Source organism: Roseateles sp. P5_E11, from assembly GCF_054049355.1.
In genome coordinates this window covers 1-12,254 of the sequence record NZ_JBFUMO010000131.1, presented here as the reverse complement: position 1 = coordinate 12,254, position 12,254 = coordinate 1, and the positions used below count along the sequence as shown (strand labels likewise).

Annotated in this window: 11 protein-coding genes and 1 pseudogene; 9 read left to right on the top strand and 3 right to left on the bottom strand. The window is 68.8% G+C overall.

Features of this window, described 5'->3' with window-relative positions:
• The 7 genes from ACXJKR_RS12230 to ACXJKR_RS12200 all read left to right on the top strand — a co-directional run.
• On the top strand, window positions 1-993 hold a 993-nt coding region (locus ACXJKR_RS12230), incomplete at its 5' end, for an extracellular solute-binding protein (protein ID WP_457323062.1).
• On the top strand, window positions 990-1,874 hold the full coding sequence (locus tag ACXJKR_RS12225; protein WP_457323061.1) for a carbohydrate ABC transporter permease: 885 nt from the start codon (window positions 990-992) through the stop codon (window positions 1,872-1,874). The genes ACXJKR_RS12230 and ACXJKR_RS12225, both read left to right, overlap by 4 nt.
• A complete protein-coding gene (locus ACXJKR_RS12220; protein ID WP_457323060.1) occupies window positions 1,871-2,749 on the top strand; it encodes a carbohydrate ABC transporter permease in 879 nt (292 codons plus the stop codon). Before ACXJKR_RS12225 ends, ACXJKR_RS12220 begins: the two co-directional genes overlap by 4 nt.
• Window position 2,750: 1 nt before the next feature.
• The gene (locus tag ACXJKR_RS12215; RefSeq protein ID WP_457323059.1) at window positions 2,751-4,910 is read left to right on the top strand and encodes a GDSL-type esterase/lipase family protein; all 2,160 of its coding nucleotides are present in this window, start codon (window positions 2,751-2,753) and stop codon (window positions 4,908-4,910) included.
• Complete coding sequence (locus tag ACXJKR_RS12210; RefSeq protein WP_457323058.1) at window positions 4,907-6,118, top strand: AGE family epimerase/isomerase; 1,212 nt, start codon at window positions 4,907-4,909, stop codon at window positions 6,116-6,118. Before ACXJKR_RS12215 ends, ACXJKR_RS12210 begins: the two co-directional genes overlap by 4 nt.
• Window positions 6,119-6,122: 4 nt before the next feature.
• Entirely contained in the window at window positions 6,123-7,259 is a 1,137-nt protein-coding gene (locus ACXJKR_RS12205; protein ID WP_457323057.1) for a glycoside hydrolase family 5 protein, read from the top strand.
• 3 nt (window positions 7,260-7,262) lie between these two features.
• Window positions 7,263-8,297: a glycoside hydrolase family 5 protein gene (locus ACXJKR_RS12200; protein WP_457323056.1), complete on the top strand. Its 1,035-nt coding sequence runs from the start codon at window positions 7,263-7,265 to the stop codon at window positions 8,295-8,297.
• On the opposite strand, the gene ACXJKR_RS12195 is transcribed toward ACXJKR_RS12200, so the two are convergent.
• The gene (locus ACXJKR_RS12195) at window positions 8,269-9,267 is read right to left on the bottom strand and encodes a saccharopine dehydrogenase NADP-binding domain-containing protein (protein ID WP_457323055.1); all 999 of its coding nucleotides are present in this window, start codon (window positions 9,265-9,267) and stop codon (window positions 8,269-8,271) included. The two genes, ACXJKR_RS12200 and ACXJKR_RS12195, sit on opposite strands and share 29 nt — an antisense overlap.
• 89 nt (window positions 9,268-9,356) lie before the next feature.
• On the opposite strand from ACXJKR_RS12195, the gene ACXJKR_RS12190 reads away from it, so the two are divergent.
• Window positions 9,357-9,944: a TetR/AcrR family transcriptional regulator gene (locus ACXJKR_RS12190; RefSeq protein WP_457323054.1), complete on the top strand. Its 588-nt coding sequence runs from the start codon at window positions 9,357-9,359 to the stop codon at window positions 9,942-9,944.
• Here ACXJKR_RS12190 and ACXJKR_RS12185 read toward each other — a convergent pair.
• A complete protein-coding gene (locus ACXJKR_RS12185) occupies window positions 9,941-10,897 on the bottom strand; it encodes a tripartite tricarboxylate transporter substrate binding protein (protein WP_056203908.1) in 957 nt (318 codons plus the stop codon). The two genes, ACXJKR_RS12190 and ACXJKR_RS12185, sit on opposite strands and share 4 nt — an antisense overlap.
• A gap of 169 nt (window positions 10,898-11,066) precedes the next feature.
• On the opposite strand from ACXJKR_RS12185, the gene ACXJKR_RS12180 reads away from it, so the two are divergent.
• Window positions 11,067-11,867 (top strand): class II glutamine amidotransferase, encoded by an 801-nt coding sequence (locus ACXJKR_RS12180; RefSeq protein ID WP_457323053.1) that lies wholly within the window; start codon window positions 11,067-11,069, stop codon window positions 11,865-11,867.
• Here the strand turns inward: ACXJKR_RS12180 and ACXJKR_RS12175 are convergent.
• Window positions 11,868-12,254, bottom strand: a pseudogene (locus tag ACXJKR_RS12175) (alpha-D-glucose phosphate-specific phosphoglucomutase); the annotation flags it as partial.

Sequence of the window (12,254 nt, the reverse complement as noted above, 5' to 3'; positions counted from 1 at the left end):
GATCTCGTCACCGGCAGCACCTCCTACGCGATCGCGCTCGGCGCCAAGGGCGCTCTGGTCGACCTGAACCAGGCTGCGCCCGACCTCGCCCGCCAGCTCGAACAGCACGCCAACCCCGGCGCGCTGCGCGCCATCCGCCGCCCGGACGGCCGCCTCTACGGTGCCCCCTTCGACATGCATGTGCAGCTGCAGTACTACCGCAGCGACCTGGCTGCCGAGGCACCCGGAGACTGGGAAAGCTTCATCCGTGTCGCCCGCGCGCAACGCGCCCAGGGACACGGCTTTGCACAGCAATGGGGCAATACCAGCTGGCTGGGCTTCTACCCTTACCTGCGCCAGGCCGGCGGCGCGGTCTACGACGCCAACTGCGCACGCGCCGTCATCGACAGCCCCGAGGCCGTGCGTGCGCTGACCTATTACGCGCGCCTGTACCGCGAGCTGCAAGCGCCCACCGATGGCTGGCCCGACGCCGACGGCGGCCTGGAAAGCGGCGCCTACGGGTTGATGCAGTCCGGCACCTGGCTGCTGTCGCGAATGGACATGGTTCACAAGGGCCTGGTCGGGCGGTGGGCCGCCGCGCCGCTGCCCATCGGCCCGACGGGCAAGCGCACCGCAGTGCTGGGCGGCACGGTGCTGGCCATCACACGCTTCTCGCCCAATCGCGAGCTGGCACTGGACTTCATGCGCACCGTCTACCAGCCCGAGGTCACGCGCCGCATGGCCGAGGCCGCATTGGCCTACGGCGGCATGTGGCTGCCCTCCGGCCGGCAGGATCAGATCGCCACCCTGCCCCTGCCCCACCGCGAGGCGCTGCTGACCCAGCTCGCCGACGCCGAGGGCCCGCCGCCCTGCCCCGCATGGATGCGCCAGGACTACATCGTCACCCGCGCCGTGCAGCGCGTCGTGCTGGCCGGCGGCGACCCACAGGTGGAGCTGAGCCGCGCGGCCGCCGTCATGAACCGTGCACTGGCAGCATTGGGAGCGCAGCCATGATCTGGCGCCGCCATGGCCGTGACATGTTGCTCGTCGCGCCCTTCTTTGCCCTGTTCGGCCTGTTCGGCGTCTGGCCCGTGTTGCGCTCCGCCTGGCTGAGCTTCACCGACTACCACGCCACCGACGCCCCCAACTGGATCGGCCTGCGCAACTACGCCGAGCTCTTCGCCGACGAGCGCTTCTGGACGGCGCTGGGCAACACCGCCACCTACATGGCCTCGGTGTCGGTCATCGCCGTGCTGCTGGGCCTGGTGCTGGCGCTGAACTTCGGCAGCAACTCGCGGCTGCACCAGTGGGTGCGCGTGGCCTTCTTCCTGCCGGCCGTGGCCGGCGGCGTCGGCGCCATCTCAGCCTGGAAGTGGCTGGCCAACTCCGAGGCCTATGGCCTGTTCAACAGCATCCGCGCGGCCGTCGGCCTGGAGCCGGCGCGCTTCCTCGGTGACCCGCAATGGACGATGCCCGTTCTCGTCCTCGTCGGCGTCTGGTCGGTGCTCGGCTACAACCTCGTCATCTTCGTCGCCGGCCTGCGCGCCATCCCCGAAGAGCTCTACCAGGCCGCGCGTCTGGATGGTGCCTCACGCTGGCAGCAGCTGCTGCACATCACGCTGCCCAACCTGCGCCCCACACTGGTCTATGTGAGCGTGACCGGCATGATCGCCAGCTTCCAGGTCTTCTATGAGCCCTATCTGCTCTACGGCGCGGTCGAGACGCTCGGCGGCCCGCTGGACTCGGCGCTGATGCTGGTCACCTATCTCTTCGACCGGGGCTTTCGCCAGCTCGACTTGGGCCTGGCCTCGGCGGCCGCCTGGGTGCTGACGACGCTGCTGTTCGGCCTGACCTGGCTGAACCTCAAGCTGATCGGCCGGGAGGGCGGGCGATGAAGTGGACTCGCCTCCTCCAGGCACCGCTGTGGCTGCTGGTGCCCGCCATGCTGCTGCCCTACTACTGGATGGCCGCCGGCGCCTTCAAGACCGTGGCCGAGCTGCTGCGCCAGCCGCCCACGCTGCTGCCCCACGCTCCCACGTCGCGCAACTTCTTCAACCCCGACTGGGCCGGTACCACGGCCGATCCGACCAAGCTCGCCGGCATCCTGCAGGTGCAGGTCGAGGGCCACGGCTTTTTGCGCTTTTATGCCAACAGCCTGCTCGTCACCATCGTCGTCACGGTCGTCAGCCTGCTGGCGGCGTCCCTCGTCGCCTTCGTGCTAACCAAGAAGCCCTTCCCCGGCAGCCGCTGGCTGTTCCGCGCGCTGCTGGTGTCGATGATGCTGCCGTGGGAAGTCACCATCGTGCCCAACTTCGTCACTGTGGCGCAGCTGGGCTGGATCAACACGTACGCCGCCTTGCTGGTGCCGGGCTTGGCCAAGGCCTTCGTCGTCTTCTACTTCCGCCAGGCCATGCTGAGCGTGCCCGATGAACTCATCAGCGCGGCGACCCTGGACGGCGCCGGCACGCTGCGCATCTGGTGGAGCGTCGTGCTGCCCATGCTGCGGCCAGCTCTGGCGGCCATTGCCATCCCTGTGGCGGTGGGCGAATGGAACAACTTCCTGTGGCCGCTRCTCGTCGTCAACGACGCGGCCACGCTGACCCTGCCGCTGCAACTCGGCAAGATGGCGGGCGACCTGAGCTTCAACCCGCAATCGGCCGCCGTGTTGATGGCGGGGTCGCTGCTCGCCTCGCTGCCGGCCGTCGTGCTCTTCCTGGTTTTCCAGAAGCAGTTCGTCGCCGGGCTGCAAGCGGGCGCCACCAAGGGCTGACATGAGATTTCTGAAGGGATTCGCGTTGTACTTGTCATTGATGCTGCCGGCCGTCGGCCAGGCGGCAAACGACCCACGGCTGCAGGCCGTCATGCAAAGGCTGGACGCTGGCGAGGCGATCACCTTGGCCACCATTGGCGGCTCCATCACGACCGGCTACGCCGCCCAGCCTCCCCGCGAGCGCGGCTGGGCCGCACTACTCGCCAGATCGCTGGGACCGAAGGCCAAGCTGGTCAACGCCGGCGTCAGCGGCACCGACTCGGCCGCCGGTGTGCAGCGGCTGCAGACGCAGGTGCTGGACAAGTCGCCCGACCTGGTCATCGTCGAGTTCGGCGTCAACGACCAGTGGCTGGATCCGGCCGTGCGCGGCAGCAGCTATGAAGCCATCCTGCGCCGACTGTTGACTTCCAAGAAGCCGCCCGCGGTCGTCGTGCTCGGCCTGACGCAGCAGGGCAACCAGGCGCGCGACGCGGTCGATGCGCAGCTGAAGCTGGCCGCTCACTACGGCCTCGCCGCGCTGGACTTCGGCCGCTGGATGCAGGCCCGCGTCGATGCCGGCGAAGACCGCTGGGCGGCTCTCTACGACGAGCCCGTCCACCCGAACGCCACCGGCCATCAGCGCATCGCGCTTGCGCTGGCCGAGACACTGCGGGCAGCCGCCCGCGGGCCGGTCGCCGCGCCCGCGCCGCTGCCCGAGCCCGTCTACGGGCGCGCTCACGAGTTCACGCGGATGCTGGCCGGCGAGACCCTCAAGCCCTACCAGGTGCATGGCTTCGAGCGTGGCGGCGAGGTGCATCCCGAGTGGACCGGCCAGCAGCCCGGCTGGGTCAGCAAGGCCGACGATGCCGAGGCTCATTTTCTCGTCTGGGGACGCGAGGTCGCGGTCTTCCACGCCGAAAGCGAGCACTACCGCAACCTCGAAGCCTGGGTGGACGACGGGCCCGTCGTCACGCTCCGCGGCCAGGTGCCGGAACGCAAGGGCTACCTCGGCTGGCACTACGCCGTCGTCGGTCGCGAGCTGGAGCCCGGTGCCCACCTGCTGCACGTGCGCGTGAAGAAGGACGAATGGACCGGCAGCGGCCGCCCGGCGAGCCTGCTGGCCGTCATGTCGGCCGGCATCTTCCCGCCCGAACTCCACCCGAGCGATTTCGTGCGCGAGGCGCCGTCAAGCAAGCCAGGCCTGATAGCCGCGGACGATCCCAAGCTGCGCTGGATCGGCCGCATCGGCAGCGCGCCCGGCGGCAAGCTGCTGGCGTGGAGCGGCAGCGAGCTGCGCGCCCGCTTCACCGGCGACCAGCTCACGCTGCGCCTGGCACCGTCGCGCGGCGGTATCAACCATTTCACCGTCGAGGTCGACGGCCGCCGCCACGCACTGGCACTGCGCAGCGACGGGCCGGCCGACTGGCGGCTGCCCTTGACGGCCGGAGAACACGAGCTGCGCCTCGTCAAGCGTACCGAGGCTTCGCAGGCTGAAAGCGTCTTCCTCGGCCTGCGCCTGGCCGAAGGCGGCAAGCTGCTCGACCCGCCCGCACCCCGGCCGCTGAAGCTGGAGTTCTACGGCGACTCCATCACCGCCGGCGCATGCAACGGCGATATCGGCGAGGATCAATACGCCGACCTGTCCAGCCACGACGGCACGCGGGCCTATGGCGCAGTGACAGCGTCCAAGCTGGGCGCGGACTACGTTGGCATCGCCATCAGCGGCATCGGCATCACCGCGACCTGGGACCAGCTGCTGATGCCCGAAGTGTGGAACCGGTACGCGCCGCGCCTGGACGCACCGGTCGCGCCGCCCGAAGCACGCGCGCCCGACGTGGTGCTGCTCAACCTCGGCCAGAACGACCATGGCTTCCCGGCTTCGAAGGGCCAGACCATCGCCGCTGACTTCGGCCCGCGCTATCTCGCCTTCGTACGCGGCCTGCGCGCGCGCTACCCGCAAGCCAGGATCGTGCTGCTGATGGGCGGCATGTCGGCGCCACGCGAACAGCCGGCCATCCCGCGCGCCGTGCTGGGCGCCGTGCAGACGCTGCGCAGCGAGGGCGACGCCAAGGTCTGGAGCTACCGCTTCGAGGCCTTCTCCTGGGCCCATCCGCGCATCGACGTGCATGCCTTGATGGCCGATGAGCTGACCCGCTTCCTGAAAGACGAGGTACTGAGATGACGCCTCCCGACCTGCGCAAACCCGAGACACTGTGGGCGCACATCCGCCACACGCTGGACTTCTACGCGCCGCGTGCGCGCGACGAAACCGGCGGCTGCTTCCAGTTCTTCAAGGACGACGGCACGATCTACGACCGCCGCACCCGCCACCTCGTCAGCAGCACGCGCTTCGTCTTCAACCACGCGCTGGCCTGGCGCTGGTTTGGCGGACCTGTTCACGACGTCGCGCACGCACTGGCCTTCGTCAACCAGGTCCATGCTCAGCCGCAAGGGGGCTATGCCTGGGTGCTGGACTGGCACGACGGCCGCGCCACGGTGCTCGACGGCGCCAACCATTGCTACGGCCTGGCCTTCGTGCTGTTGGCCAACTCGCACGCCACAGAAGCCGGCGTGCCCGGCGCGCGCGAAGGCATCGCCGCCACCTTCGAACTGATGGAGCAGCACTTCTGGGAACCCGCCCACGGCCTCTACGCCGACGAGGCGACGCCGGACTGGGGCATCGGTCCCTACCGCGGCCAGAACGCCAACATGCACGCCTGCGAAGCCATGCTGGCCGCTCACGCCGCCACCGGCGAATCTCGCTACCTCGACCGTGCGCTGACCCTGGCCACGTCCATCGCCCAACGCCAGGCGGCGCTCGCGGGCGGCCTCGTCTGGGAGCACTACAACACCGACTGGACACTCGACTGGGACTACAACCGCGAAGACAAGACCAACATCTTCCGGCCCTGGGGCTTCCAGACCGGCCACCTCACCGAGTGGGCCAAGCTGCTGCTGATGCTGGATCGTCGTCTGGGCGCAGCGGCGCCCGGCTGGCTGGTGCCGACGGCGCGCCACTTCTTCGACACCGCCATGCAGCGCGGCTGGGACGGCGTTCACGGCGGCCTCGTCTATGGCTTCGCGCCGGACGGCACGGTGTGCGATGGCGACAAATACTTCTGGGTCCAGGCCGAAAGCCTTGCCGCCGCCGCCTGGCTGGCCGTACGCACCGGCGACGACGCCTACTGGGCCTGGTACGACCGGATCTGGGCCTACGCCTGGCAGCACTTCGTCGACCACGAGCACGGCGCCTGGTATCGCATCCTCGCGCCCGACAACAGCAAGGTCACCGACGAGAAAAGTCCCGCCGGCAAGACCGATTACCACACCATGGGTGCCTGCCAGGACGTGCTGGCCGCGCTCGGCGTGCAACCGCCGGCGCGGGGCTGACGCCATGGGCCGCCTTGCCACTGCCCTGCTGATCGCGCTGCTTGCTGCCTGCGGTGGCGGAGGTGGTGGTGCCGCCGCCGAGCCGGCACCGCCCACGCCCACAGACCCCTGGGCCGCCTACCCGACCACGCCGTCCGGGACACCGCCCGGCGCCTCGGCACAGGCCCGCACCGCCGCCGCGGCGCTGGGCGGCGGCATCAACTTCGGCAGCATGCTGGAAGCGCCCAGCGAAGGCGCCTGGGGGCTGAAGGTCGAAGACGAATTCATCCAGCTCGTCGGCCCGAGCGCCAGCCCGTCTTACAGCCAGGCGGTGCGCCTGCCGGTGCGCTGGAGCAACCACGCCAGCCTGGATGCCGCAGCCACCATCGACGCGGCCTTCATGACCCGCGTCGAAGGCATCGTCACCAAGCTGCTCGCGCGCAATGTCACCGTCGTGCTGAACATGCACCACTACCACCAGCTCGATGGCGATGCCGTCGACGCGGGCGAAGCCAGCGTCGCGGCGGACGTGGTGCAGTTGCGCTTCCTGGCCATGTGGCGCCAGATCGCTGAGCGCTTCGCCAATGCCGGGCCGGGCCTGGTGTTCGAGCTCTACAACGAGCCGCACAACAAGCTCGAGGCCGACTGGAACACCCTGGCCTCGCGCGCACTGCGCGTGGTGCGCGCCAGCAACCCGAACCGCATCGTCATGATCGGCCCGGTGCAGTGGAACAGCCCCTGGGCCCTGTCCAAGCTGCAGCTGCCGGCCGACGCCAACCTGCTGCTCACCGTCCACCATTACGAGCCGTTCACCTTCACCCATCAGGGTGCGGAATGGGTCAGCCCCTCGCCGCCCGTGGGCGTGGATTGCTGCGACGCCGCCCAGTTGGCCAAGATCCGCGAAGGCCTCGACCTGGCCGCCAACGAAGGCAAGCGCCTGGGCTACCCCGTGGTGGTCGGCGAGTTCGGCGCCTACAGCCGCGCGGCACTCGGCGCCCGGGTGCGCTACCTGAAGGCGATGCGCGCCGAGATGGCTGCCCGGCAGCTGCCCTGGATGTACTGGGAACTGGCCTCGGGCTTCGGCCTCTATGACCCGCAAGCCCATGCCTGGCGGACCGACCTGGTCCAGGCGCTGTACGGCACCACCCTGACGAAGGACTGATCCATGAAGCTGCGACACCTCGCCACCACCTGCCTGCTGGCGTCCCTCGTCCAGGGCACCTGCGCGGCCGAACTGCTGCCCTGGCGCGGCATCAGCCTGTCCAGCGCCGAATGGGGCGAGAAGCTGCCCTTCCCCGGCATCTATGGCAAGGACTTCGTCTATCCCAGCGTCGCCAGCACGGCCTACTTCCAGGCCAAGGGCATGAATCTGATGCGCATCGCCTTCCGCTGGGAGCGCCTGCAGCCGGTGTTGAACGGCGAGTTCGACCCGACGGAACTCGYTCGCCTGCGCGAGTTCGTCGACGGCACGACCGCCCGCGGCCTGCATGTGCTGCTGGACCCGCACAACTACGCGGCCTACAAGGAGGTGCATGTCGGCAAGCCCGAGGTGCCCATCGCCGCGTTTGCCGACTTCTGGCGGCGCCTGGCCCTGCAGTTCAAGGACAACCCGAAAGTGCAGTTCGGCCTCGTCAATGAGCCGCGCAACATGCCGACCGAGACCTGGGGCCAGGCCGCCCAGGCCGCCATCGATGCCATCCGCAAGACCGGCGCGACCAACCTCATCACCGTGCCCGGCAACGGCTACACCGGTGCCTGGAGCTGGTTCGAGTCCAAGTGGTACGGCACGCCCAACGCCGAGGTCATGGGCCAGGTGCGCGACCCGCTGGACCGCATGGTCTTCGAGGTGCACCAGTACTTCGACAAGGACGGCTCCGGCACCAGCCCCGAATGCGTCAGCCCCGAGATCGGCGCGGAGCGGCTCAAGCGCTTCACCGAATGGCTGCGCAAGAACAAGCGCCGCGCCATCCTGGGTGAGCTGGGCGGAGGCGCCAACGCAGTCTGTGAGCAGGCCGTGGCCGGCGCGCTCAAGCATCTGCAGGCCAATGCCGACGTCTGGGACGGCTGGCTGTGGTGGGCCGGTGGCCCGACCTGGGGCGACTACTTCCTGTCCCTGGAGCCCACCGCCGAGGGCCGCGACAAGCCGCAGATGCGCTGGCTGGCGCCTTTCCTCAGCCCAATTGCAGTTCAAACTCCCTGAGCGACTGAAGGAAGTCCTTGGCGTCGAAGGCCTCACCCAGGGCGAGCGCACCGCTGCGCTTGAAGGATGGCTGCAGCATGCGCTCGGCCGCCTCCACCACAAGCGGCGCCGACACCGCATAGATGTCCTGGCCACGGGCGATGGCCTTTCTCGCGCTCGCCCCTTCGCCGGCTTGGACCACCATCTCGAAGCGCTGTGCTGAACGACCCTGCGCATCGCTGGCCTCGGGCGGCGGCGTCGTGGCATCGCGGATCTCCTGCAGGGACGACAGCGTCAGCCACGAGCGCAGGTTCTGCACGCGCAGGTGGCGGGCGATGGTGATGACCTCGCTGAAGGGCAGTTCGACCATGGCCTGCTCGCCGTGCTCCGCACTGAAACGCCAGTCGCGCTGGGCCGCCGGCGTCGGCATGCGCACGATCTGGCCGCCTTGCAGCACAACGCGCGGCACCTGGTTGCGCTCACCGGTCTTGCGGGTGCCCTCGGTGGGCCACCAGTGGTCCAGCGCGATGGCGATGGCCAGGTCGTGCACGGCGCCGTCGCCCATCAGCGCCGTCGCCAGCAGGTCAGCCAGCCCGCCGTAAAAGCCCGCCGCCGGAATGATGGCGACGCCAGCCACGCGAGCCCGGGCATCGAAGTTCTCGAAGACGGCTTCAGCGCTGGCCTGCTCGGCGGTCACGTCGATATAGCCGCAGCCAGCGCGCAGGGCGGCCTCGATGACCGGCGCCGCCGTGTCGAGAAACGGCCCGGCGCAGTTGATGACCACGCCGCAGCCCTGCAGTGCCGCGTCCAGCGCGGCCGCGTCGTCAATGGTCGCGACCCGCGCCTCCACGCCAGCCGGCAGTCGCGACGCATCCCGCCCGATCGCCACCACCCGCAAACCGCGCCTCAGCGCCTCGTTGACGACGAATCGCCCGGTGTGCCCGCCGGCACCGTAGACCGCGACCGCCTTCTTGCCCAAATCCCTGCTCATGATCATCCTTTTGAAACGAGACAGACCTGTCTGTTCTTTGAACGATACAGAATGGTCTGTATCGTGTCAACACCGAATCGACCACCGTGATGAACATGCCTGTTGAAACTGCCCCCGAAGCTCAGAACGTCCGCGAGCGCCTGCTGGGCGTGGCGTCCGAGCTGTTCTACAAGAACGGCGTTCGCGCGGTCGGCATCGATCTGGTCATCGAGCAGGCTGGCGTCGCCAAGAGCAGCCTGTACCGCCACTTCCGCACCAAAGACGACCTCATCGTGGCCTTCCTGGAGCGCGAGGACGTGGACTTCTGGGCGACCTGGGACCGGGTCGCCGCGGAAAACGCGAGCGACGCGAAGGCCGAGCTGGAAGCGCACATGCGCTGGATCGGCGAGCGCCTGGGCCGCGCCAATTACCGCGGCTGCCCGCAGATCAATGTGGCGGCCGAGTTCGCCGAGCAGGATCACCCGGCTCGCGGCGTGGCGCGCGCGCACATGCAGGCGCTGCGGTCACGCCTCACAGTCATCGCCCAACGCCTGAAGGCACGCGCGCCGAAGGCACTCGCCGCTCAGCTGGCCTTGCTCGTCAATGGCGCCTTCGTCAGCGCCGAACTGCTGACGCCGGATGAAGCGACGGATGTGCTGCTGGCCGCGATGCGCGCCCTCGTCGAAGCCGACCGCTAGTCTTCCTTCATCTGCGCCGCCTTGGCCACTGGTGCCAGGCGGGCTTTCTCAGCCACCAGGAACTTGCGGAAGTCCTCGCGGCTGCCGCCCGTCGGGTCGATGGCCAGCGGGATGAGCTTGGCGCGCAGCTCGCTCGTCTTCAGCGCCGCATTCACGGCCGCATTGAGTTTGTCGAGGATGGCCTCGGGCGTGCCCTTGGGCGCGAACACGCCCGACCAATGGCCAATGAAAACGTCGTTGAAGCCCTGCTCCTGGGCGGTGGCCAGGTCGGGCAAAGCCGCGATGCGACGGTTCCACGTCGAGGCGATGGCCTTGAGCTTGCCGGCCTTCACCATCGACAGCACGACGGGGCTGGCCTCGGAGGTCGCATCGACCTGGTTACCGACAACGGCCGCCATGCCTTCGGAGCCGCTCTTGAAGGGCACGATCTGCAGCTTGGCGCCAGCCTTGAGCTTGAGCATCTCGGCCACGAAATGCGGCGTGCTGCCGGTGCCGGCCGTCGCGAAGTTCAGCCCCTGGCCTTTCCTGGACGCCGCGATCAGGCCCTTCAGATCCTTGATGGCCGAGTCGCCCGGCACGACGACGACCGAGGGGCTGACGGCCATCATGACGACGGGCACGAGGTCGTTCTCGGCATAGGGCATGCGTGTCTTGATCAGCGCATTGGTGATGACACCGGCCGCCGGCGTCAGGAAGGTGTAGCCGTCCGGCGCGGCCTTGGCCACATAGGCCGCGCCGATCATGGAGCCGGCACCGGGCTTGTTCTCGATGATGATCGGCTGCCCCAGCTGCTTGGCCGTGGCTTCGGCCACCGTGCGCGCCACGATGTCGTTGGCGCCGCCGGGGCCAAAGGGCACGACGAAGTGCAGGGGCTTGGACGGCCAGGCCGTTTCCTGGGCATTTGCGGTCAGTGCAAGCAGCAGAGCTGCGACGGGAACAAGGCACTTCGGCACGGGCGTCTCCTGAAGGTGGTACAGCCCAGCCTAACGCCCTGCGGCGCGCCCGCGAAACGTGAGAACCCGCACAGGCATGAGCTCATGACAAAAGCTTTGTTGGGTTTTGTGTCATCGGCCTGCAGACTTGCAGCGTTGCCACCCGTACTGACAGCTTCCGCCACCACCGATGTGTGAGCTTTTCGCCCTCAACAGCCGCCAGCCGGCCGCCGCCACCTTCTCCCTCAGCGGCTTCGCAGCTCGCGGCGGGCGCACCGCAGACCATGTCGACGGCTGGGGCGTGGCCTTCCACGACGGCGAGCGCTGCGAAGTCACCGTTGAGGACAGCCCGGCGGCCGAATCCGAACTGGCGCGTCATTTCGGCCACCACCCGGTGCAGGCACGCAACATCCTCGCCCACATCCGCAAGGCCACCCAGGGCGCCCGCACCCTGGAGAACTGCCACCCCTTTCGCCGCGACTGGGCAGGTCGCACCTGGGTCTTCGCGCACAACGGCGACCTGAAGGACTTTCACCCCCAGCTGGACGGGAGCTTCACGCCGGCCGGCCAGACCGACAGCGAACGAGCCTTCTGCTGGTTGATGCAGAAGCTCCAGCAGCGCTTTGGCAACCAGCCGCCCGACTGGCAGCAACTGGCCGAAACGCTGACGCCCTGGATCCACGAGATCGCCGAGCACGGCCGCTTCAACCTGCTGCTGACCGATGGCCGCGCCATGCTGGCGCATGCGTCAACCAAGCTGCACTGGCTGCAGCGCCGCCCGCCCTTCGGCCACGTCTCCTTGCGCGACGGCGACCTGAGTGTGGACCTGGCCACCGTCAACAACCCGGCTGACCGCATGGCGCTGGTCTCCACGGAGCCGCTGACCCATGGCGAGGCCTGGCAGGCGTTCGCAGCCGGTGAAGTGCGTGTGTTCCAGGACGGCGATTGCGTGTTCGTCAGCGAAGGCGTGGCCGAACTCGCGGCTGCCTGATCAAGGCGCAGCCAGCGCGTCGTCCACCACGCCGCGCGCTTCCTGGACCAGCAGCTGCAGATGCGCCTCGTCGCGGAAGCTCTCCGCGTAGACCTTGTAGATGTCCTCGGTGCCCGACGGCCGCGCGGCGAACCAGCCACTGGCCGTGCACACCTTGATGCCACCGATCGCCGCGCCGTTGCCCGGCGCACTGCTCAGCACCGCAGTGATGGGCTCGCCTGCCAGTGAAGTCGCCTGCACGTTCGCAGCCGTCAGCGCGGCCAGCCTCGCTTTCTGCTCCCGCGTGGCCGGGCCTTCGACGCGGTCGGCGTGCGGTGTGCCGAGGGCCGCCGTCAGGCTCTGGTAGTACACCCCCGGGTCGCTACCGGTGCGCGCTGTGATCTCGGC